Below are 23852 nucleotides of genomic sequence, written 5' to 3'. Positions count from 1 at the left end.
ACACTCATTAATAATTATGAAAAACAAAGAGGCTAACCATAAATGATTAACCTCTAAATTTTATTTAAAATCTTGTTACTTCTGAAATTGCCTAATTAAAATACAAAAGGTCGCCTGAAAAATTCAGAACGACCTTTTTAAGTAGCTAACTCAACAAAAATTTATTCTACATCCCAAACATCGCCGGAATGTATCAAATCATCAAATGATTTTATACTTGATATTTCTTGTACGTCTTCTAATTGTTGCTCAACACACTGGTCGTAAACCGGTGATTTAACATTACGTATAACACCTAAGGCAACTGGATATTCAGGATATTCCATATCAGCCAATTTCAGATGTAAGGTAATGTCTTCACATTCCGAATCATGAACCAATATGTCATCTTTTGTTACACCATTCTCACCAAGGGTCACCACTTTTAAGCTCAAACCATCTAACATTAAACCCTTATCACTTTCTTTTCCGAAAATCATAGGTTCACCATGTTTCAACTTGATGGTACGATCAGCCGAATGCGCTTTATCTGTTATGGCATTGTGCGTTTTATCATTATAAATCACACAATTCTGCAACACCTCTACAATTGATGTTCCTTCATGATTCGCAGCAAATTCCGCCATTTCAACCGTATGCTTCAGGTCCTTATCGATGCATCGCGCAAAAAATTGTCCACGCGCACCAATGCATAACTCACCCGGACGGAATGGAGCTTCAACCGTTCCAAAAGGAGAAGTTTTTGATATAAAACCACGCTTCGAAGTTGGAGAATACTGTCCTTTAGTTAAACCGTAAATCTGGTTATTAAAAAGGATTACATTCAAATCAATATTACGTCGAATGGTATGTATAAAGTGATTTCCACCAATGGCTAAAGCATCACCATCACCTGTTATCTGCCATACTTTCAATTGCGGGTTAGCAACTTTTACACCAGAGGCAATTGCTGATCCACGACCATGAATGGTATGAAAGCCATAGGTATCCATGTAGTATGGAAAACGAGATGAACAACCAATACCGGAAATCACTGCCACTTCTTCTTTGGCATATCCTAAATTGGCCATTGCTTTCTGCACAGAGTTTAAGATAGCGTGGTCACCACAACCTGGACACCATTTTATACTCTGATCACTTTTAAAATCTTTGTAATTTAATTTACACTGTTCAGACATTTTTATTCCTCCAGCAATGTTTTAAAATGTTCTTTTAACTCAACAACAGTAAACGGTTGTCCTTGTACTTTATTAAAACGTAGGTATTCCAAATCAGGAAAGTTCATTAAAAGATAATTAGCGAACTGGCCTAAATTCAACTCACACACAACAATCTTCTTATACTTCTTAAGAACTTCGTATGTGTTAATTGGCAGAGGATTAATATAATTAAAATGAGCCAAAGCAAAATGATGCCCTTCGTGCTCTAATTCATCAACCGCAGTGAATAAGTGACCAAAGGTTCCACCCCAACCAACAACCAACACGTCCGAATCCTTATCTCCCAATACCTCAAGCTCAGGAATATGATGAGCAATTTTTTGAACTTTCTGCTCACGAATTTCGACCATTTTTTGATGGTTCATTGCATCGTGCGAAACATCACCTGTATCAATATCTTTTTCAAGACCTCCAATACGATGCTCCATACCTTTGACCCCAGGCTTAGCCCACTGACGTGCTAATTTCTCTGCGTCACGCTTATATGGGTGCCAATCCTTATCATTTGGATCAGCAACTGGCACTTCAATGGCAGGCCATTCTTTTAGATTTGGCAAACGCCATGGCTGTGTTCCATTCGCTAAGAAACCATCGGTAAGTAAAATTACTGGTGTCATATGCTCAACAGCAATTTTAGCTGCATAAAAAGCATAATCGAAACAGTTTGTTGGAGAACTTGCAGCAATAACAACAGCTGGGCTCTCACCATTTCTACCATAAAGCGCCTGCATTAAATCACTCTGTTCAGTTTTTGTTGGTAAACCTGTAGAAGGGCCTCCACGCTGAACATTAACTATTACCAATGGTAATTCAGCAATTACAGCTAAACCAATGGCTTCTCCTTTTAAAGCTAAACCAGGACCTGAAGTTGTGGTAATTGCAAGATTACCTGCAAAACTAGCACCAATAGCTGTACAAATTCCAGCAATCTCATCTTCCGCCTGAAATACTTTTACACCTAAATCTTTACGAGCACTAAGCTCTTGTAAAATCTCAGTAGCCGGTGTAATAGGGTACGAACCTAAGAATAAAGGTAACTTACTTTTTTCAGCTGCAGCTAGGAATCCCCATGCCACCGCAACATTACCACTTAAATTACGGTATTTGCCTTTTTTAATTTGTGCTGGGTTAATATGGTAAGAAGGCGTAAGTGCCTGAATAATTCCACCATAGTTGTAACCATCTTCAAGTACTTTTAAGTTAGCCTCAACCACCAACGGATTCTTGGCAAACTTCTTTTTAATGTACTCTTGAGTGTGTGTTTTTGGACGGTCAAATAACCAATATACCAATCCAAGAGCATACATGTTTTTACTACGAAGAATACTTTTATTATCAAGCCCCATATCCTTCAAACTCGCCTTAGTAAGCGTAGTAAACGGTGCCTTAATAATATTATAATCTCCTAATCTTCCTTCCACAATCGGATCATCCGTTTCGTAGCCGGCCTTTTTTAGGTTTTTCTCATCACAACTATCCACATCCAAAATGATGGTCCCACCGGGTTTCATCCATTTTGCATTTGCCTTTAAAGCGGCAGGATTCATTGCAACCAACACATCACAATAATCACCTGGAGTAAATACCTCTGAGTGACCAAAGTGCACCTGAAAGCCGGATACCCCACTGATGGTTCCTTGTGGTGCTCTAATTTCTGAAGGATAATCTGGAAATGTTGAAATATCATTTCCAAAAATCGCCGAAGTGTAAGAAAATAAGGTTCCGGTTAATTGCATTCCATCTCCGGAATCACCTGAAAACCTAACTACAACTTCTTCTTTCTCGATAACTTTTGACCTTTTACCCATGATTAACAAGGTTCTGATTTAGTATCTCTTTATTAAAAAAGTTAAGTAACATTAAGAAAGGAAACTAATGTTACTACTAAGGTAGTGATACATAAGTTCCCTTCAAAATCGGAGTAAAGGTATTGATATGTGCCCCATCACTAATTGACATTTGTCATACTTTACCCTAATTAGGCAAGTGTTATATAACACATTATAAACATCTAACACATCTTTGTTCGTTATATTTATAATCTGTTACTTTATCCGCTTAGAATATACATTTCTTAAGAATATGATTGTATTTTTGTGCAAATCATAACACAATAAAACTAAAGAATAATCATTGATATGGCGTTAATTAAAGAGGTGAGAGGGTTTACACCAAAATTTGGTAAAGATGTTTATTTGGCAGAAAATGCCACCATTATAGGTGATGTAGAAATGGGAGATGAGTGCAGCATATGGTTTAATGCTGTTTTGCGTGGTGATGTTAATTCTATCCGGATTGGAAATAAGGTAAATATTCAAGATGGTTCAGTATTGCATACTTTATATCAAAAGTCGACGGTTGAGATCGGGGATAATGTATCTATAGGCCACAATGTAACCATTCATGGTGCCAAAATTGAAGACAATGTATTAGTTGGAATTGGAGCCACTGTACTTGATCATGCTGTTATTGGTCACAACTCCATAATTGCAGCTAATTCATTAGTATTAACAGGCACTATCGTTGAACCTAACAGTGTATATGCAGGAGTTCCTGCTAAGAAAGTAAAGGAAATAGAGCCCAATCAGACCAAGGAAATGATCAACAAAATTGCCAATAATTACCTGATGTATTCAGGCTGGTATAAGGAAGAATAAATGATACGATTAGCCACTTCAGATTTGGAGTGGCTAATTTTACAAATGAATTTGTTCCACTTTTATATTACCGTCAAAGAAAAGTTCAGCGGTGTGTTTAAATTTCTCAACACTTTCGGTAGTATAGAACTTTACTGAAGCATTTTTTGAACATTTCTCATCCATCTCAGGATGCCTTTGCAAATAATCAAATAAACTATCCGCCACAATACGTCCTTGATCAATCACTTTAACACTTTCTTTTACGTACTTTCTTATTTTAGGTAGTAATAAAGGATAATGTGTACACCCAAGTATAATGGTATCAATGTTATTATCCTTATCCAATAGGTTGTTTATATTCTTCTCCACAAAATAATCTGCCCCTCCATTCAGAAACTCATTATTCTCAACCAAAGGAACCCACATTGGGCAAGCTTCCTGTGTTACCTTAATGTTTGGAAACAACTTCTCCACCTCCAGCACATACGATTCTGATTGCACAGTACCAGTAGTACCCATAATCCCTATATGTTTTGATTGGCTGAGATTATTTACTTGTTCCACACTTGGCCGAATAACACCCAACACCCTACGTTCAGGATCGATATTAGGTAAATCTTTTTGCTGAATATTTCGAAGTGCTTTTGCTGATGCAGTATTACAAGCTAAAATAACCAAATGAGCCCCCATCTCGAACAATTGTTTCACACACTGAAGGGTATATTCATACACAACTTCAAACGATCTTGTTCCATATGGCGTACGGGCATTGTCACCTAAATAGATATAATCGTACTTAGGAAGTTTCTTTACCAGCTTATCCAATATGGTCAACCCTCCATAACCTGAGTCAAAAACAGCAATAGGGCCTATTTTATTTTGCTTCATAATTTACAATAACAAACCTTAAAGATACAAAAGCGGGTGACTTTTAAAAGTCACCCGCTTAATATCTTAATTTATCTGCCTCAGCTTACAATCCGGCTGGAGTAATTAATTTAGCTTTTACAAATTCTGCACAATCAATACTTGTTTCAGAATGGTAAACAACAACTTGCGAACTAAGATCGAAAATATAAATTAAACCTTGCTCTTGTCCAACCTCTTCAATAGCCTTTTGAACCTTCATGATAATAGGTTGTAACAATTGCTGTTCCTTTTGACCGATTGTCTGCTGTGCCATTTGGCTATACTGTTGCATACGTTGGTCGTAATCTTGAATTTCTTTCTCCTTTGTTGCACGAATAAGATCAGGTAAAGTATCGCGCTGAGCCATATACTCAGTATACTTTTTCTCTAGATCTGCCTGCATCACTTGCAATTGGTTCTGCAACTTTGTTGCCTCATCTTGCAATTCTTTGTCAGCCGCAATTTTTTCTGGCAACTCGGCTACCACTTGCTGGATATGGATATGACCAAATTTTAAATCTTGTGCTTGTACTTTACCTGCAATGGCAAAAACAGCTATAACTGCAAATATTTTTAATGTCTTCATCTCTATATAATTTTAATCTGTTCTTATTGAATTCCTAATTTTGCCTTTACCATTGGAGCAACATCAATGCTCTTTTCTGAATTATAAATTGGCACTCGTGTTGCTAATTCGAAGATATATAAAAATCCACCTTCGGCACCTACTTCTTGAATAGCAGCTTGTAGTTTTTGCATTATCGGAGCTTTCAACTCATTCTCCTTTGCCTGAATTTGCTGCTGTGCTAACATATAATAGTTTTGTACTTTTTGGCCCATTTCACCCAATTCTTGTTCCTTCTGTGCTCTTTCCTGAGGGGTCATAGCAGATGCTGTTTGCTGGTATTCGGTTTGCTTCGCCTGTAATTCTTCTTGCATAACCATCAGCTGTCCTTCTTTCTCTTTATACTCAGCTTCAAGCGTTGCTTCTACCTGTTTCAATTCAGGCATTACACTCAATATCTCCGTTGAGTTTATATGTCCAAATTTCATTGGTTGCTGCCCCGCAACTCCAACAACATTTAGCAAGATTAAAGTAACTATTGCGTATAATTTATTCATCCTTCTCATTTTATAATTTGGAATCAAATATATTTAAATTATTCACTTTTGTATCCTAGTTTGATCAAAACATCATCACTAATATCATATTTGCTATCCACATACATGATGCCCATACCGGATGCCTTATCAAATACAGCAGCAAAATTATCTTCCGATGAAACTTCTGTTATTGCATTATAAATTTCATCCTGAATCGGCTTTATCAGCGACTCTCTTCTTTTAAAGAGTTCTCCGCCTTGTCCAAAATAACTTTGTTGAAGTGCCTTTGCTTCTTTTTCCTTTTCAACAATTTCATTTTCTCGTTTCAACTTCATTTCGTTTGAAAGGAAAACATTCTCAGTCTGATAGTTTTGATACAATTGGGCAATCTCACCAAATCGCGTTTCAATCTCCTTCTGCCATTTTTCTGACAATTGGCTCAATTGCTCATTGGCAACTTCATAAGCTGGTATATTTTTCAATATGTACTCCGAATCTACAAAAGCGTACTTCTGAGCAGAGACAATACCACTAATAGATAATAACAAACTTAAAAGAATAATTTTCATAGTCTTAATTTTTGGTTTCCTGTCAAATTAAACAAAAATCAAACCAAACTCCCAACCCACTCTCTACTAGAAACTTTGACCAATAACAAAGTGGAATTGACTTCCGCCAGCATTTCTTCTATACGGACTGTCATCAAAGCCATATCCCCAATCGATACCCATCAAACCAAAGATAGGTAAGAAGATACGTAAACCAACGCCTGCTGCACGCTTCAATTCAAAAGGATTGTAATCCTCATATTGACTCCAGGCATTACCTGCCTCTAGGAAACCAAGAGCAAATACTGTTGCTGATGGTTGAAGCGTTAGTGGGTACCTCAGTTCAAGGGTTAATTTATTATACATATTACCATCATACGAACCAGCTGTATTGTATGGGGTTAAGGATGAATTTTCGTAACCTCTCAAACCGATGGTTTCACTACCATACATGCTATATCCTGACATACCATCACCACCAAGTACATACTTCTCGAATGGTGAATTAAGATCTTTATTGTAATAACCTAGAAAGCCCATCTCATATCGACCCATGACCACTAGTTTTTCACGCGTATCTATAGTCTTATATACTGCACCTTTAAAGGTCCATTTGTGGTATTCAATCTTTTGGTACTTTTCCTCCTCACTGGCTTTTGACCAATCTTTATCTGAGAACATCGACCATGGTGGCGTAAATTCTAAACCTACGGAGAAGTCTGATCCACGACGTGTATATATAGGGTTATCAATCGAACGACGACTCAAGTTAACTTTAAAATTAAGGTTATGGGAAATACCATTCTGCATAATAAAGTAATTCCAATCACGTAAGTCATATCGTTGGTAACTTGCTTCAAGATATAAAGTAAACCAGTCATCTGGCCAACTCAAACGTTTACCAAAACCGAGTGAAGCTCCTGTTATTTTCATATGCTGATCCAATGCTTCTTGCTGACCATAGCCATAACCGCCACCGTAGCCACCGCCATAACCGCCGTAGCCACCATAACCGCCGCCATATTGGCTTGATGGGTTATAATAACTTGAACTTACACCTGTTTGAATAGAATGGTAAATTGAGAAACTTAGTGAATTTGGTTTTTTACCACCCAACCATGGCTCGGTAAACGACAAACTATATGATTGATAAAACTTACCATTAGTTTGCGCACGAAGTGCTAAGGTCTGTCCATCACCAGTCGGCAAAGGACGCCAGGCTTCTTTATTAAATATGTTACGAATGGAGAAGTTTGTAAACTTTAAACCAAGCGATCCAACAAACATTCCTGCTCCCCAACCACCGGATAATTCAATCTGGTCATTGGCTTTTTCTTCAAGGCTATAAACTAAATCTACTGTTCCATTTTCCTGATTTGGCTGAACATCTGGCACGATGTTTTCCGGATCAAAATGCCCTAGCTGAGCCAATTCACGTACAGTACGAATCAATTCCGATTTACTAAATAGCTGCCCTGGCTTTGTACGCACTTCACGACGAACTACGTGTTCGTGTGTTTTACTATTACCTCGAATAATAACATTATTGATAGTTGCTTGCTGTCCCTCAAAAATACGCATCTCAAGATCGATAGTATCACCTTGAACACCAACTTCAATAGGATTTATGTTTGAGAACAAATAACCCTTGTCCATATATTCGTTATGCACCGCATCTTCATCATCCCTCAATCGCTCATTCAATAACTTCTGATTAAATACATCACCTTTCTTGATACGTAATTTATAAGCTAAATACTCTGATGCATATATAGTGTTACCAACCCATGATATATCACCGAAGTAATATTTATTTCCTTCTTCTATCTTCAGTACGACCTCAACAGTATTATCTTCAATGTTTCGAATCACATCCTCTGACACAATTCGAGCATCGCGATATCCCATCTCATTGTACTTATCAATTAGGGCTACCAAATCTTCTTCATACTTTTCGACAACGAATTTTTTAGAACGGAAAAAGTTGCCAATCTTACCTTTCTGATTGGTCTTCTTCATTGCCTTATTCAACTTGGCATCTGTTAAAACTTCGTTACCTTCGAAAACCAAACTACTAACTTTTACCTTATCTTTCTTGTCAACATTAATATCCAGATTAACATGGTTTGGCTTGTTGGGATCATCTTTCTGAACGATATTAACAACTGTATTATAAAAGCCTTTATTATCAAAGTAATCCTTAATGTATTTTTCAGCACGTGTAATCATATAAGGCGTCACCTGTTGCCCCTTCATCATGATTACTTTTTCTTCAACGGTTTCAATCTCGCTTTTCTTCAAACCATAAAAAGTCATTTCCGACAATCGTGGTCTTTCAAGCAAGTGAATCTCTAAGTATATTTTACGAGCTTCTATTTTCTTTGCCTTGATTTTAACATCAGAAAACAATCCATGATTCCAATAACGACGGATTGCTTCAGATACCTCATCACCAGGTACGGTAATCTGTTGTCCTACACGAAGGCCACTAATATTTACCAAAATCTTAGGATCCAGGTTCTCAACACCTACTACCTCAATTTCAGCAATCTCATATTTCTTTGGCGTTCCCGAATAGGATATATTGGGTTCGTCCTGAGCTTTAATATTAGCAAGTGATAGTATAAATAAAGTAACTAGTGCAATCTTATAGCGAAAATGACCTTTCATGTAATATCTTCGTTTGTTCATTTTGTTAGGGAAACTTCCTGTAAAAACTTCGACGAGCAAAAATGCTATAAGTTTTCAAGTAATCCACTAAAAATCCTATTTTTTTATTTGATCACCAGTTTTTCCGAAACGTCTTTCACGCCCCTGGTAATTCAAAATCGCTTCGTAATAATCTTCTTTTCGGAAATCAGGCCATAAAACATCGCTGAAATATAGCTCGGAATACGCTAACTGCCAAAGTAAAAAATTACTAATCCGATGTTCACCACTTGTGCGAATCATTAGTTCTGGATCAGGCATTGATTCAGTGGCCATTAAAGAACTAAATAGCTCATCATTGATTTCACCCAATTCAAGCTCACCATCCTTCACCTGAACAGCAACTTTTTTAACCGCTTCAATTATTTCCCAACGTGAACTATAACTTAAAGCCAAAGTAAGCGTTAAGCCATCGTTACCTGAAGTTTTAAGAATACACTCCTCTAGGCGTTTTTGAACACCGCTCGGAAGATTCTCGCGACACCCAATGGCATTTAACCTGACGTTATTTTTCATTAGGGTTTTGGTTTCGGAACTAATGGTTGAAACCAATAAACTCATAAGTGCGTCAACTTCGGTTTTGGGGCGGCTCCAATTCTCGGTACTAAATGCATAAAGTGTTAGATACTTTATTCCGAGTTCGGCAGAAGCTTCTGTAACATCACGCACAGCTGTAACACCATGCTTATGTCCAAATACTCTGGAATTCCCTCTCTTTTTTGCCCAACGGCCATTACCATCCATAATTATGGCAACATGACTTGGCAATCTATCTGCTATCAGTTGGTCTTTCAACGACATAATACAACTGTCCTGTTTTTAATATCCTCCGTTACAACGAGTTTTACGCTTCAACATACTTATTGTCACGTAAACGTTTGCAAACGAAATCCAATCATTATTGTGTGTCATGGTGTTACCATAGCCGTACGGATCCGAAGGATCAACCCCTCCATCTCCTACATAGTCTAAGTCATCAACAAAAGTTTTTCGAAAAGACCACTCTGCACCTATCCTCACCCACTTGTTAATCTTATACTTTGCTCCAACACCGAACGGCAAAGATAATATAAAAACTGGTTTGCTTGCATTGTTTCCAACATCTCCTTCTATTCTGTTATAGAATATGGTTCCAAGGCCTGCTGAAAGGTAAGGCGTGAATGTGCTAGATGCGATAAATTTATGATCGTAGGATAAAAAATTAAACTCAAATTGACCCGAAAAATCACCAATACTTCGGCTAAATGAATAATTTGCGTCTGGTGTACTTTCAACAAATCGCCCATTACTTCCATCGTAACTCCCACTAATATTGGTATACATCGCCATGCCTTTAAAGGCCAACCTATCGTTAAACACATAACGGCCAATGCCACCAACTGCAAGGTGAGAATTTAAAAATTGCATAGATGGATTCAAATCACCAAAATAATAGGCTACACCTAAGGTTCCTCCCAACTCAATTCTATCTTGTGCAGATAAATTCACTGTACCAAACACAGCTACAATGAGCAGAACAACTTTAATTACCAATGACTTTAACTTAGTATATAATGGATACAATCGACTCTTCACTTTTTGTTAAAATTCACATTTGAAACAAATGTATTATAAAATTTAAAACAACTTAGACCTTTACACTCAACCTACATTCTAAAACCCTTCTTTTGAAATTTTATTGCATTTAAACACTAATTCCGCTTGTCGATTCCCCACATTAGTTTATTTCTTAGGGTGGTGAAAAAGGAATGCCCTTTGAGTTTTATGACATTAATAGTAAAGTCTGCCTTTTTCACTTTTAAATGAACGGTTTCATCCAGAATTTCACTTCTTGAATCAAGTGAAGCCAGAAACTTACTATCACGGCCTTCTACCTTTAAAGTAATCTCAACATTATTTGGAACCACCATTGGACGAACCGTCAGATTATGAGGTGCGATAGGGGTAATTATAAAATTATGAGAATCGGGATGCATAATAGGGCCACCAACACTCAGGGAGTAGGCTGTTGAACCAGTCGTGGTCGCAATAATTAAACCATCGGCCCAATAAGAATTTACAAATTCATTATTGATATAGGTATGGATGGTGATCATGGAAGAACTATCCCTTTTGGTGATGGCTAGCTCATTTAAGGCATAATTTTTCTTGCCAAATAAATCAACATCTGTTTCAAGGCTAATTAAATCAAGCTGCTGAACTTTATACGAACCGTTAAAAACGTCAGCCAAAACCACTTCCATTTCTTGCTGAGATATATCGGCCAAAAAACCTAAACGACCACTATTTATTCCAACTATCGGAATCCCTGAATCGTGCACATAGGTAACTGCGTGAAGGAAAGTTCCATCTCCACCAATGCTAAATAACAAATCAACCTTTGGCAAGGGATTATCGTCATCGAAAAAACCGTCCACTTCAGGCTTCATCTTAACCGTGGACAGGAGAAACTCATAAAATGGTCGGTAAATTATTACTTCAACACCATTGTTTTTTAAAACCTTAAATAAAGTTTTACAAGAGGTAAAAAATAGTTTGTCAATCTTTTTACCAAAAACGGCAATTTTCATTTATAGTTAATTTAAGATAATAGCAAATAATCGCTTAATTACCATACTTATCTATTAGTATCAGAACCACAAATCTAAAACTTATTAGCAGTATTTAATTAAAAATCGAGGTTTATATGCATAAAGAAACCGTGCTGCCCCAACTTATTGAATGAATAATTAAAACTCACCACCTTATCGTAGAAGGTGACCATATCAATACCTAATCCATAACCATACTGTAAATCATTTGCCAAAGTATTACTAACATCAGGACTATCAAGCCATGCATAACCCATATCAAAATAGGCTTTTAAATAAAAGGCATAATGAATTTTTGCAAATTGACTCAAAGGCATGAATCCGATATTCTTAACCCTAGGCTCCAATAGAGTAAAGAGCATTCTATTTTGAAGTAAGGCTCTTTTAGTACCATCAATTACGTACAACTCATATCCATTTATGAAAGAGTCATAACCAATTCCTGACTTTAAGATATAGGGCAGATGATCGCTAGTTGATGCAACTCCCTCAAAAGTAGCACCATAATGAAATAACCTACTTAACTCAATATATTCTTGAACCTGAACACCAAAGCTTAAATCATCTAACTTATTGGTAAGCACCCCCAAACCATGCTTTTGCAATTCTAGAGTCACCTTTCTTCCTTTTAATGGATATGCCTTAGAATCCCGTCTATCATAGTTGTAACTGTACCCTAATGTTAAAAACTGAAGCTCTGAATCTCCTTCAGTAAGGTAATTCGGATTAAGCCCGATGACGCTATCATTAACATTATAGGCAAAATGACTTAATTTAAGATTGTGTCGCTGATAAAAATCACTTCTATAGGCATAATAAATACCCGAGTTATACTGATACTGCGCCATCCCCTCATCAAACAAAATAAACTCTGGCCTATTGTCAATTGTACGATACGACAACTGATTTTTGGCAACAACATTAAATTCAACACCCCAGCCTGTTTTCCTTCTATACTCAGGAGAATCAAACAACAATGAAACTTGCGTAGCATAACCTACTCTGACTCTCATTTTCAAACGTTCCTTTCTACCTCGAAAATTATCACGTTTAAGGTAAACACCATAATTCACTCGCGACCAATCCTTACTTTCTAAAAAAGAACTAAAATTTCGATCGGCATATTCAAAAATTGGGAATGCCCACCAATACCATCGTTCATCAACCTTAACATGAAATATTAATTCATTGTTATCTCGCTTAGCGTAAGTGATTGACACAAAATTAAACAAAGAAGTATTTAATAAATTATTGCGGCTATTCTTTATGGCTTCACCAATTTTATTAACCATTATGGTATCTCCATAGCTAAATACCAACTCATTGAGTATAACTCTTTGCTTGGTAACTTTATTTCCCGAGATAATAATTTGCCCAACAACAGCTTTTTTGGGGTCAGCAGACTGCCCTTCGTATGAAGCAAAGGATGGATGATGCATAGTCAGACAAACTATGCACATAAAAAGAAATACATTAGTACCTGACTTTGCTTCCTCCATTTATTTTTTCTTACCTATACATTCAAATAATTCATTAGGGCGTCATAATTTTTCTGTGCAGCTTGATCATATAGATTATCTCCTGCATAGGTTGTTTTCACCTGATAATCATACCTATCAAAAGCATTAATAACAGCAGTTAAATCCGTCCTGTTCAACTTTATGGTCACCCCAATCCGATCCACTCCACTTGTTTGCGACACATACAAACTTAAAATTTTTGCGTCAGCATCCTCTACGATTCTTGATATTTCGGCTAAAGAATAATCTCGCGGTAATAATTCAAGCTCTATAACACCGCCAGGTGTATGTGCAGCAATTAAGTCAGCAAACTTACGCAATAAATCACTTTGCGTAATTAATCCAAGATATTCTTCATTAGCATTCAAGACAGGAACCACGGTTAATTTTAATCTGGAAATTAATTCAATCACATCATAAATATGCTGATGTTCGAATACATATGGCTTATCAAATGAGAGCGGATGATTACCCAAAGGCTCGTCAGCACGATTTAAATCATAAATATCAACATCAGATATTAAACCCAAAAATGATTGATTATTCACTATGGGTAAATGCGACACACGAAAAACCTCCATCCAGTTTATTGCATCCAAGCCAGAATCGGAAGTTTTTAACGAAGGCACAACATCTGATATTAATTCTTTCGCCAACATAGACTACTTTTAGAAATAACTTATAATTTTGCCAAATACTTGATCCGTAAAAAAACTGGAAAAAGTATAGCGTTTATTAAAAATACTTTCAATGTTTAAAACAAACAACTGATTGTATAGTTTATTAAGTTTTTTTAACCTCCAAAACGGCGGGTTTATCAATAAAATAAAGAATGACAAAGCTTAGTGTTAATATTAACAAAGTTGCCACACTACGCAATTCGCGTGGAGGTGACACTCCCAATGTGCTGAAAGCAGCCATTGATGTTCAGAAATTCGGCGCTCAAGGGGTTACCGTTCACCCGAGGCCTGATGAACGACACATTCGTTACCAGGATGTATTTGACATTCGCCCGGCTATAACAACCGAATTTAATATTGAAGGATATCCATCAAAAGAGTTTATCGACTTAGTATTAAATGCCCGCCCACACCAAGTTACCTTAGTTCCTGATCCACCAGAAGCTTTGACTTCAAATGCGGGATGGGACACAGTAAAGAACCTGTCGTTCTTGCAAGATGTTATTGGAAAATTTAGCGATGCAGGTATTCGAACATCCATTTTTATCGACACCGATTTGGAAAATATTGCCAACGCAGTAAAAACCAATACGGATCGTATAGAACTGTATACTGAACCTTACGCCGAACAATACAGCAAGAATAAAGAAGCAGCGATTGCTCCATTTGTTGAAGCCGCAAACTTAGCCAATAAAATTGGCTTAAAGATTAATGCCGGTCACGATTTAAATTTGGAGAATCTAAAGTTTTTCAATGAGAAAATTCCATTCCTAAAAGAAGTATCAATTGGCCATGCCCTCATAAGCGATGCTCTATATATTGGATTAGAAAGAACCGTACAGCTTTATAAAGATCTCTTAATTAAAGAAAAGTAAATCATGAAATTGTTCTTCAGAGAATATGGTCATCAAGGATCAAAGCTGATAATTTTACACGGCTTGTATGGTGCTTCTGATAATTGGGTAAGCATTGCTCGTCAGCTGGAGAACGATTACCATGTTTATATTCTGGATCAACGAAATCATGGCCAGTCGCCTCATAGCACAGAAATGAACTATGATGTCATGGCCAATGATTTAAAGCTTTTTTATGAAGATCAAAACATTGACAAAGCGCATCTTATTGGTCACTCAATGGGTGGTAAAACAGCCATGCGCTTTGCATTAGAGAATCCACAACTAATTGACAAATTGGTTATTCTCGACATTGCTCCTAAATCATATGCATCGTTTAGTAACTATGCACAGATCACCAATAATCATGCTGGCATCATAAAAGCAATGCAAGCGGTTGATGTGCAAGGTGTAAATAGCCGCAAAGACATTGACACACAACTAAGCAAACAGCTTGACAATGATAAGCTAAGACATTTTCTATTAAAGAATATTGAACGTAAAAAAGATGGCACTTATCAATGGAGACTTAACTTGGCTATTATTAGTAAAAGTTTAGAAACACTGATGGATGGCTTCTCAGGTTTATCGCCTAACGAATGTAAAGTTTCGCTGCCAAGTATCTTTATTCGCGGAGAGAACTCGGGTTATGTTATGGACGAGGATACTTTAATTATTAGAAAGTTTTTCAAAGATGCTGAAGTTGTATCCATACCCGAAGCAGGACATTGGCTGCATGCTGAACAACCTACACTATTAGTTAAAACCTTGGCTTATTTTCTTTTGGATTAAATCACCGTTTCAACAGCATCTTCTTCAATTAAGTCTTCTCCTTTAAAACGGAGGAAAAGCTGAGCGGTTGCCAACACATCCTTCTCACAATAACGTGCAATTCGATCCACATCTCTTTCTTCATAAAACACAGCTGCTACCTGACTTCCATCAATGTCATCCTTGGGTGATGGGATATTAAAAATAGTGGTTAATAAATTAAGTGATGTATAATGTTTGTAGTCGCCAAACTTCCATAGATCAAGTGTATCCAAGAATTTCACCTCCCAAGGTTTCTTACCAGCCACATCCAAAACTTTGGGCAACTTAATACCATGAATTAACATACGACGTGCAATAAAAGGAAAATCAAACTCACGCGCATTATGCCCACACATGTTCTTACTCGCATTTGCCCTATGTTCCAACATCTGCTTAAATTCTTTTAACAAAGCAGCTTCATCAACACCAGCAAACGACTTTAATCTGAATATGCGCTTCCCATCACGAATCACAATTATGCCAACAGATATACATACGATTTTACCAAATTCGGCATATATACCTGCCCGGCCATATACTTCTGCTGCTGACTCTTCATCGTTACGAAAATACTGTGATTTCTTATCCCATAAGGCCTGCATTTCAGGGCTTATATCAGCAAATGACGGCTGGTCGGGAACAGTTTCAATATCAAGAAATAAAACATCTTCGGAACGAACAGATTCTAACATGATAACTATGAATTAAAGCAGGACAAATTACGTTCAATAAAATTGCTTAGTATATTAATAGCTCTGTGATTATTTCCTCCCTGAGGAACGATCAGGTCAGCATAGCGCTTGGTAGGCTCAATGAATTGCAGATGCATAGGCTTAACCGTGTCATCGTATCGCGCCAAGACTTTCTCAACCGTACGACCGCGTTCTGCAATATCACGTTGTATCACTCGTGCTAAACGATCATCGGCATCAGCATCAACAAACACTTTTAAATCCATCAAATCACGTAACTTCTTATTTCCTAAAATCAGAATACCTTCAACGATAACAACATCGCGCGGCAATACTGTAATAGTCTCGTCGGAACGTGTACAGCTCAAATATGAATAGATAGGTTGTTCGATAGTGCTATTCTCCTTCAATTGCTTTAAATGCTCAATTAACAAATCGAACTCAATTGCATCGGGGTGGTCAAAATTTATTTTTTGCCTTTCTTCCAAAGGAATATGTACATTATCCTTATAATACGAATCCTGAGGGATAACTGCCACTTCTCCTTTTGGCAATCGTTCAATTATTTTTTTAACCACAGTTGTCTTTCCCGAACCCGTACCTCCTGCAATTCCTATAATGAGCATCTTAACTAATTTAACTATTTTTGACTACATAAATTGGTACAACAAAATAACGAAAAAATATTGAGTATGATTAAACACATTGTATTGTTTAAGCTTCAAGAATTTGAAAACGAAGCTGCAAAAGAAGCTAAACAAAAGGAAATTAAACTTGGATTAGAAAAACTTGAAAATATAATTCCCGAATTAAAATCAATTGAAGTAGGGATTAATAGTAACCCTGAGGAAAATTTTGACATTGCGCTATCTACTACATTCAATAGTATGGAAGACTTGGCTACCTATGCTAAGCATCCCGATCATTTAGCCGTAAGTAAAATATTACGAGCTGTGCTCGAATCACGATCATGTGTTGATTTTGAGATATAGTCCATACGGATGACATCTCTCAAATAATATTGACTTAAAGATGTCATCCGTTTAAAACTTTATTATATCGTATCGGAATAATACGCTAACGGCAAATCTCTCAAATTATAACGGTTAGCCATAACCTCTCCATAAGCACCTGCTGAACGAATAGCAATTAAATCACCACGCTTAGTTTGGGGCAAATCAACAGCTTTACCAAAGCAATCGCTCGATTCGCAAATTGGTCCAACTACATCGTATTTCTCATTAGGCAAATCTGAACTTATGTTCTCAATTTTATGATAGGCCTGATACAAAGCCGGACGAATCAAGTCGCTCATACCAGCATCAACAATGGCAAAATGCGTTTGCACACCACTTTTTATATAAAGCACTTTGGTCATTAAAGCACCACACTGTGCAACCATCGATCGCCCCAATTCAAAATGCAACTCTTGACCTGGTAGCAACTCCAGGAATTCATCAAACAATTGAAAAAAGCTTGTAAAGTCAGGTATCGCGTTTTCATCAGGTCGTTCGTAATCTATACCTAAGCCACCTCCTACGTTTACAACCTTCGGAAATATGTGTCGGGAGATAAACCACTTTTGCAATTCGTTCACACGCAAACACAAGTCCTTAAACGACAATAGATCTGTAATTTGTGAGCCAATATGGAAATGTATCCCTTCCAATTCAACATTTTGTAGTTTGGACAGGCACTCCACTACCTTTTCAAGATCCCATTGATTAATCCCGAATTTATTTTCTTCTAAACCAGTTGTGATATAGTGGTGCGTATTGGCATTCACATTAGGATTAATACGCAAAGCAATGCGCGCCTTCTTACCTTTTAAGCCAGCTAATTCATCTATAATTTCTAACTCAGGGATTGATTCCACATTGAAACATGAAATGTCATTATCTAAACCAAGATTGATTTCCCAATCGGCTTTACCAACCCCAGCAAAAACAATCCCGCTCGAATCGTAGCCACAATCCAAAGCTTGTTTCACCTCATTACCACTAACACAATCAGCACCAAAACCTTTGTCTTTAATAGCTTTAAGAATACGTTCATTAGCATTAGCTTTTACTGCATAATGCACTTTAAAGCCATATGAGCCTGCTTCTTTTGCCACTGAATCCAAGGTCGCATTCAGCACATCCATATCGTAATAATAATATGGTGTGGGTAAGTTATTTAAAGTTTGTATCGGAAATTTAAAATTCATTGCAACACTAATTAAACAGTTTATTACTCAACAGATTTAAAGCCTCCTTTTTATCATCTGCATTAATTAGCAACGAAAGGTTATAGTTACTTCCTCCGTATGAAATCATACGAATAGGAATACCTTTTAATGCATCAAAAATAGTACTGGCATAGCCCTTATTTTCAGCGATCAAGTCACCAACAACACACACAATCACCTTATCAACATCCACATCAACTGTTCCATATTTTTTCAAATCATCCACTATTTCTGATAAATGACGATCATCATCAATGGTAACAGAAACACCAACCTCCGAAGTTGTAATCATATCAATTGGCGTTTTATAACTTTCAAAAATCTCAAACACTTTACGCAAAAAGCCATAAGCCAAAAGCATTCGTCCCGACTTAATTTTAATGGCCGTAATACCATCTTTGGCCGCAACAGCAGCCATTCTCTCCTTATTTTGTTTCGAAGAAATAATTGTACCTGACGCCTTCGGTTCCATGGTGTTTAATAAGCGCACAGGAATATTGGCTAACTTGGCCGGCAATACACTTGTTGGGTGTAAAATTTTTGCGCCAAAATAAGCCAACTCGGCAGCTTCGTCGTATGATAAATCCGAAATAGACTTTGTATTTTCAACATAACGAGGATCGTTATTATGCATGCCGTCAATGTCGGTCCAAATCTGGATTTCATCCGCATTAGCTGCAGCTCCAATTAACGACGCAGAGTAATCACTACCTCCTCTTTGCAGGTTATCTATTTCGCCAAAGGCATTTCGACAAATATACCCTTGTGTTATGAACACGTTCTTCTCCGAGTTCTCAGAAAGAATTTCATTTAGTTTTTCCTTAATGTAATTCGAATCAGGCTCATTATTTTTATCTATACGCATATAGTCCAAAGCAGGCAACAATACCGAATCATAACCATTTTCCTCTAAATAATAATGAAACATTGCCGTAGAGAGCAGCTCTCCCTGAGCCAGAATAGCCTTCTCTTCAAATACGGTAAACATATCGATGGTGAAGGACTTGATGAACTCAAAATGAGACTTCACCAACTCTAAACCTTTAAGCTTAAAATCTTCGGTTTTATATAAGTCCTTAATTTCCTGTTTATATTTAATTTCCAACTGATTGATTACCTCATTGGCACCATCATGATTTTTTTTATACAGGTAGTTGGCAATTTCAACCAAACTATTAGTTGTGCCAGACATAGCTGACAACACGACTACTTTACGCTGACCATCTGTTATTAAGTCCGCAACTTCTTTCATGCGTTGCGCTGTCCCAACCGATGTACCACCAAATTTAAGAACTCTCATTTTTTTCTTTCTTATATTCCTACTTCTAATACATGTGCAAAATTATAACAAATCCCTACTTTGAAGTCATAAACTGTAAGAATATTAGCCTTGTTCAATTTTGATTATTAACCATTTAATAACAATCGTAATATTAATGTTAAGATTTTATCTTTTTGTGAAAAAATACACAAAAAAATCCGACTTTGTGAAAGTCGGATTTGAAAATATCTTTAGGCTGAATTTGACTCGTTTACAAATGCACCTCAAGTAGTTTAACTTTTCCTTTAGGCTCAATATCTATTACTCGTAGATCCGCAGGAATCAATACTGTTTCACCTTTACTAATAGGCTCAACTTTACCATCCCCATATTTAATATCAGCCTCACCTTCAACACACATATAAATCAAAAAAGAATCAATTCCGTAGAAATCCTTTTTTATCAATGTATCCAACTCCAACATATTGGTTTTGAAAAAATCACATTTCACCACCTCATTAGATACATTAGGAGTAGTAGGATAATCGGTTTTTAATTCAGGCGTGTAAGTATAATCAATAGCATCTACTGCCATTTCAGTATGCAACTCCCTGGTATTTCCGTGATCATCTTTACGATTAAAATCATAAATACGATAGGTAACATCTGATGTTTGCTGTATTTCGGCCAGTAATATTCCTTTACCAATCGCATGCACACGACCTGCCGGAATATAAAATACATCACCGGCTTCAACTTCATGCGAAGCAAGAATACTATCGAGCTCATTGGACTCTAACTTTTCCAAATACTCTTTTTTATCAAGTTGCTTATTAAAGCCAGATATTAAAGATGCACCTTTATCGGCTTGCATTACATACCACATCTCAGTTTTCCCAAACGAGCTATGACGTTCCTTCGCCAACTCATCATCTGGATGCACCTGTATGCTTAATACATCGTTGGCATCAATAAACTTTATTAATAAGGGAAACTCTTGTCCAAACTTTTCAAACACACGGTCGCCTACCAAATCGCCCATGTATATCTCAAGCACTTCATTTATGCTGTTACCCTTTAAAAAGCCATTGGACACCACTGATTCATCGCCTTCAACACCAGAAATCTCCCAACTTTCTCCTGCATTAGGAAGCGGATCAATCTTTTTATTTAATAAATCTTCCAATTTATTTCCACCCCAAATTTTATCTTTCAAAATCGGCGTAAACTTCAAGGGATATAATGCACTCATTTAATTCTTTTTTAAAAATTCAATAACAAAAATAGGTGACAACATGATGAAATACTAATTCTGACATATTAATATCTGTAATAAGTGTAGTAGTATCATAATTTGACACTCGACTTAAATTTCGTTTATAAGATCACAGCCATTACCTTTGCAAAAAATAAAAACCATGGAGATTAAGCAAGCGAGTTTTTTAAAAAGCAGTGCGGCGGTAGGTCAATGCCCAAAACCAAACAAACCTGAATATGCTTTTATCGGACGATCAAACGTTGGTAAATCATCGCTTATTAATAAAATCTGCCAACGAAAATCATTAGCTAAAATATCTTCTACTCCAGGAAAAACACAACTCATCAACCATTTTTTCATTAACAAAGATGAATGGTATCTGGTTGACCTCCCTGGCTTTGGTTACGCTAAAGTATCAAAAACACTTCGCTCCAGCTTCAGCAAAATAATCACTGATTATATCAAGAACAGAGAAAATCTAATGTGTTTGTTTGTTTTAATCGACTCACGTATTCCAATGCAAAAGATAGATCTTGACTTCATGAACCTCATGCTGGAAGAAGGCAATCCTATAGCTATTGTGTTTACAAAGACGGATAAATTAAACAAAGAAGAGTACGCTAGCAACATGAAAGCATACGAAGAAAAGCTACTTGAATATTGGGAAGAATTACCTCCTGTCTTTTATACTTCTTCAAAAAATGGCGAAGGCACAAAAGAGATATTAGACTTTATTGACAGAATTAACCAAAGTTATTAATCCAGAAACCCTAGGGTTAGAATATAAAATGTAGAGATTTTCGTTTTTTTATGAGTTTTGCTCATGTTAAGAAAATATGAAATCCTTACCTTTGCAGCAAAATGTTAAAATCATTCAATTAATCGATAATAACAAACTAAATGCCACCAAAAGCTCCAATTAAGATATTCTCGGGCACAAGCACCAGATATCTGGCAGAAAAAATTAGCCTATGTTCAGGTCGCGAACTAGGAAGTACAAATTGTCTTAGATTTAGTGATGGTGAATTTGCCACAGCCTACGAAGAGACTGTGCGCGGATCGCATGTATTTATCACTCAATCAACATTTCCTCCAGCAGATAACTTGATGGAGTTATTGATGATGATTGACGCTGCCAAACGTGCATCAGCCTACAAAATTGTAGCTGTAATGCCTTACTTTGGCTATGCTCGTCAGGACAGAAAAGATCAACCTCGTGTATCGATAGGAGCTAAATTAGTAGCTGACATGTTGTCAACTGCTGGTGTTGATCGCGTTATTACAATGGATTTACATGCTGATCAGATTCAAGGATTCTTTAACATTCCTGTTGATCATCTGTATGCTTCATCTATTTTTGTGCCGCACATTAAGCACATGAACCTCGACAATTTGGTTATAGCATCGCCTGATGTCGGTGGAACAAAACGTGCCAACACATATGCTAAGTTCCTTGAGACGCCAATGGTTATTTGTCACAAGCAGCGTTCAAAAGCAAATGTAGTGGACGAAATGCGCATCATAGGTGATGTTGAAGGTAAAAATGTTATTATCGTTGACGACATGGTTGACACTGCGGGCACTCTAACCAAAGCGGCTGACATGATGATGGAAGCTGGTGCAACAAGTGTAAGAGCATTTACAACACATGGTGTTTTATCAGGTCCGGCCTACGAACGCATAGAGAATTCTCAGCTTAAAGAACTATATATCACAGATTCAATTCCTTTAAAACAGGAGTCTTCAAAAATAAAAGTTCTTTCAGTAGCGCAGGTTTTTGCTGATACTATCGAAAAAGTATATAATTATCAATCAATAAGTAACCAATTCTTGCTATAAAGTATTATCTTTGCAGCCGCTTTAAAGCAAGCGTGTGATGGGAAATTAAGACGCACGTAGAACTTAATTTTGAGTAGCACTAAAAAAATAACTATGCAAACTATTGAAATTAACGGTACTAAGCGTACCGATCTTGGTAAAAAAGCTACCAAGCAACTTCGTAACGAAGCAAACGTACCTTGTGTAATTTATGGTGGCGATGAAGTAATTCACTTATTTGCTCCTGCTAAAGAATTCAACAAGATTATTTTTACTCCAAATGTTTACATTCTTAATGTAAATGTAGAAGGAAAAATTCTTCCTTGTATTCTTCAAGACACACAATTCCACCCAGTATCTGGAGATTTAATTCACGTTGACTTCCTTCAAATCAAAGAAGATAAAGCTGTGAACATTGAGATACCTGTTGAAATATCTGGATTAGCAAAAGGTGTTCGTGAAGGTGGTAAATTATTGTTAGAAAAACGCAAACTAAAAGTACGTGGTTTATCAAAAAATCTACCTGATACTTTAAAAATAGATATCTCTGACTTAGGTTTAGGTGATACTATTCAAGTAGGTGGTTTATCATTCGATAACATTGAACTAACAAATGCTAAGAATGCAGTTGTTGTTGCAGTAAGACTTACAAGAGCTGCTCGTGCCGCACAAGATGGTGGCGAAACAAGCGGAGCAAGCACAGAAGAAGCAAGCACAGAAGAAGCAAGCGAATAATACAATTTTATATTACAACAAACCTCCATATATTCCCATATGGAGGTTTTGTATTTTTAGTACCTTTCCTCTAATATCTTGCCATTTTTTGGCAGAATATTAGAGGAAAGGTACGTAAGCAAAATTTATAATGCATTATTACTAGTGATGCGTTAATTTTTAAAAACAATTTGCAATAAATTATATTTCAACAACATACAAACGTTCTTTGATTTTTTGATTTGATTTGACT

General features: G+C 36.7%; 24 protein-coding genes. 7 read left to right on the top strand and 17 right to left on the bottom strand.

The genetic code is table 11. The features are described 5' to 3' along the window. Positions 1-161 precede the first annotated feature (161 nt). Together ACRD7B_RS20930 and ACRD7B_RS20925 are read right to left on the bottom strand one after the other, a co-directional pair. On the bottom strand, positions 162-1178 hold the full coding sequence (locus tag ACRD7B_RS20930; RefSeq protein ID WP_430826617.1) for a 2-oxoacid:ferredoxin oxidoreductase subunit beta: 1017 nt from the start codon (positions 1176-1178) through the stop codon (positions 162-164). A 2-nt stretch (positions 1179-1180) separates the two neighbouring features. After that, positions 1181-3028, bottom strand: a complete 1848-nt coding sequence (locus ACRD7B_RS20925) for a 2-oxoacid:acceptor oxidoreductase subunit alpha (RefSeq protein WP_430826616.1) — start codon at positions 3026-3028, stop codon at positions 1181-1183. 330 nt (positions 3029-3358) lie between these two features. On the opposite strand from ACRD7B_RS20925, the gene ACRD7B_RS20920 reads away from it, so the two are divergent. After that, entirely contained in the window at positions 3359-3877 is a 519-nt protein-coding gene (locus ACRD7B_RS20920) for a gamma carbonic anhydrase family protein (protein WP_430826615.1), read from the top strand. Positions 3878-3916: 39 nt separating this feature from the next. Here the strand turns inward: ACRD7B_RS20920 and murI are convergent, their stop codons facing one another. The 10 genes from murI to ACRD7B_RS20870 all read right to left on the bottom strand — a co-directional run bounded on the left by murI (position 3917) and on the right by ACRD7B_RS20870 (position 13899). Beyond that, complete coding sequence (murI, locus tag ACRD7B_RS20915; RefSeq protein ID WP_430826614.1) at positions 3917-4747, bottom strand: glutamate racemase; 831 nt, start codon at positions 4745-4747, stop codon at positions 3917-3919. A gap of 85 nt (positions 4748-4832) precedes the next feature. Further along, entirely contained in the window at positions 4833-5354 is a 522-nt protein-coding gene (locus ACRD7B_RS20910; RefSeq protein ID WP_430826613.1) for an OmpH/Skp family outer membrane protein, read from the bottom strand. 23 nt (positions 5355-5377) lie between these two features. After that, positions 5378-5890, bottom strand: a complete 513-nt coding sequence (locus ACRD7B_RS20905; protein ID WP_430826612.1) for an OmpH/Skp family outer membrane protein — start codon at positions 5888-5890, stop codon at positions 5378-5380. 38 nt (positions 5891-5928) lie between these two features. Continuing rightward, positions 5929-6441: an OmpH/Skp family outer membrane protein gene (locus tag ACRD7B_RS20900; protein ID WP_430826611.1), complete on the bottom strand. Its 513-nt coding sequence runs from the start codon at positions 6439-6441 to the stop codon at positions 5929-5931. A 66-nt stretch (positions 6442-6507) separates the two neighbouring features. Beyond that, positions 6508-9111 (bottom strand): outer membrane protein assembly factor BamA, encoded by a 2604-nt coding sequence (bamA, locus tag ACRD7B_RS20895; RefSeq protein WP_430826610.1) that lies wholly within the window; start codon positions 9109-9111, stop codon positions 6508-6510. 75 nt (positions 9112-9186) lie between these two features. After that, the gene (gene uppS / locus ACRD7B_RS20890; RefSeq protein WP_430826609.1) at positions 9187-9930 is read right to left on the bottom strand and encodes an undecaprenyl pyrophosphate synthase; all 744 of its coding nucleotides are present in this window, start codon (positions 9928-9930) and stop codon (positions 9187-9189) included. 18 nt (positions 9931-9948) lie between these two features. Beyond that, on the bottom strand, positions 9949-10704 hold the full coding sequence (gene porG, locus ACRD7B_RS20885; protein WP_430826608.1) for a type IX secretion system protein PorG: 756 nt from the start codon (positions 10702-10704) through the stop codon (positions 9949-9951). Positions 10705-10820: 116 nt separating this feature from the next. Further along, on the bottom strand, positions 10821-11699 hold the full coding sequence (locus ACRD7B_RS20880; protein WP_430826607.1) for an NAD kinase: 879 nt from the start codon (positions 11697-11699) through the stop codon (positions 10821-10823). A 98-nt stretch (positions 11700-11797) separates the two neighbouring features. After that, entirely contained in the window at positions 11798-13219 is a 1422-nt protein-coding gene (locus ACRD7B_RS20875) for a POTRA domain-containing protein (RefSeq protein ID WP_430826606.1), read from the bottom strand. Positions 13220-13233: 14 nt separating this feature from the next. Beyond that, positions 13234-13899 (bottom strand): CBS domain-containing protein, encoded by a 666-nt coding sequence (locus ACRD7B_RS20870; RefSeq protein ID WP_430826605.1) that lies wholly within the window; start codon positions 13897-13899, stop codon positions 13234-13236. Between the two features lie 173 nt (positions 13900-14072). Here ACRD7B_RS20870 and ACRD7B_RS20865 point away from each other — a divergent pair, with 173 nt between their 5' ends. Beyond that, positions 14073-14795, top strand: coding sequence for a pyridoxine 5'-phosphate synthase (locus ACRD7B_RS20865; protein ID WP_430826604.1), 723 nt, complete (start codon positions 14073-14075; stop codon positions 14793-14795). 3 nt (positions 14796-14798) lie between these two features. Continuing rightward, on the top strand, positions 14799-15605 hold the full coding sequence (locus tag ACRD7B_RS20860) for an alpha/beta fold hydrolase (RefSeq protein ID WP_430826603.1): 807 nt from the start codon (positions 14799-14801) through the stop codon (positions 15603-15605). On the opposite strand, the gene ACRD7B_RS20855 is transcribed toward ACRD7B_RS20860, so the two are convergent. Together ACRD7B_RS20855 and udk are read right to left on the bottom strand one after the other, a co-directional pair. Then, positions 15602-16318, bottom strand: a complete 717-nt coding sequence (locus ACRD7B_RS20855; protein WP_430826602.1) for a 3'-5' exonuclease — start codon at positions 16316-16318, stop codon at positions 15602-15604. The genes ACRD7B_RS20860 and ACRD7B_RS20855 overlap by 4 nt on opposite strands. 5 nt (positions 16319-16323) lie before the next feature. After that, positions 16324-16944, bottom strand: a complete 621-nt coding sequence (gene udk, locus ACRD7B_RS20850) for a uridine kinase (protein WP_430826601.1) — start codon at positions 16942-16944, stop codon at positions 16324-16326. Between the two features lie 66 nt (positions 16945-17010). On the opposite strand from udk, the gene ACRD7B_RS20845 reads away from it, so the two are divergent. Beyond that, a complete protein-coding gene (locus tag ACRD7B_RS20845; protein WP_430826600.1) occupies positions 17011-17310 on the top strand; it encodes a Dabb family protein in 300 nt (99 codons plus the stop codon). A 62-nt stretch (positions 17311-17372) separates the two neighbouring features. Here the strand turns inward: ACRD7B_RS20845 and lysA are convergent, their stop codons facing one another. From lysA to ACRD7B_RS20830, 3 genes are all read right to left on the bottom strand, one after another. Continuing rightward, on the bottom strand, positions 17373-18527 hold the full coding sequence (gene lysA / locus ACRD7B_RS20840; protein ID WP_430826599.1) for a diaminopimelate decarboxylase: 1155 nt from the start codon (positions 18525-18527) through the stop codon (positions 17373-17375). A gap of 7 nt (positions 18528-18534) precedes the next feature. Next, positions 18535-19848 (bottom strand): aspartate kinase, encoded by a 1314-nt coding sequence (locus ACRD7B_RS20835; RefSeq protein WP_430826598.1) that lies wholly within the window; start codon positions 19846-19848, stop codon positions 18535-18537. Positions 19849-20080: 232 nt separating this feature from the next. Further along, positions 20081-21061: a type I phosphomannose isomerase catalytic subunit gene (locus tag ACRD7B_RS20830; RefSeq protein WP_430826597.1), complete on the bottom strand. Its 981-nt coding sequence runs from the start codon at positions 21059-21061 to the stop codon at positions 20081-20083. Positions 21062-21227: 166 nt separating this feature from the next. On the opposite strand from ACRD7B_RS20830, the gene yihA reads away from it, so the two are divergent. The 3 genes from yihA (at position 21228) to ACRD7B_RS20815 (ending at position 23620) form a co-directional block, all read left to right on the top strand. Next, the gene (yihA, locus tag ACRD7B_RS20825; protein WP_430826596.1) at positions 21228-21827 is read left to right on the top strand and encodes a ribosome biogenesis GTP-binding protein YihA/YsxC; all 600 of its coding nucleotides are present in this window, start codon (positions 21228-21230) and stop codon (positions 21825-21827) included. Positions 21828-21967: 140 nt separating this feature from the next. After that, the gene (locus ACRD7B_RS20820; protein WP_430826595.1) at positions 21968-22906 is read left to right on the top strand and encodes a ribose-phosphate pyrophosphokinase; all 939 of its coding nucleotides are present in this window, start codon (positions 21968-21970) and stop codon (positions 22904-22906) included. Between the two features lie 93 nt (positions 22907-22999). Beyond that, entirely contained in the window at positions 23000-23620 is a 621-nt protein-coding gene (locus tag ACRD7B_RS20815) for a 50S ribosomal protein L25/general stress protein Ctc (RefSeq protein ID WP_430826594.1), read from the top strand. The last annotated feature ends 232 nt before the right edge of the window (positions 23621-23852 follow it).

The organism is Carboxylicivirga fragile, from assembly GCF_050589805.1.
GTDB lineage: Bacteria > Bacteroidota > Bacteroidia > Bacteroidales > Marinilabiliaceae > Carboxylicivirga > Carboxylicivirga fragile.
This window is presented reverse-complemented; position numbering and strand designations above follow the sequence as displayed.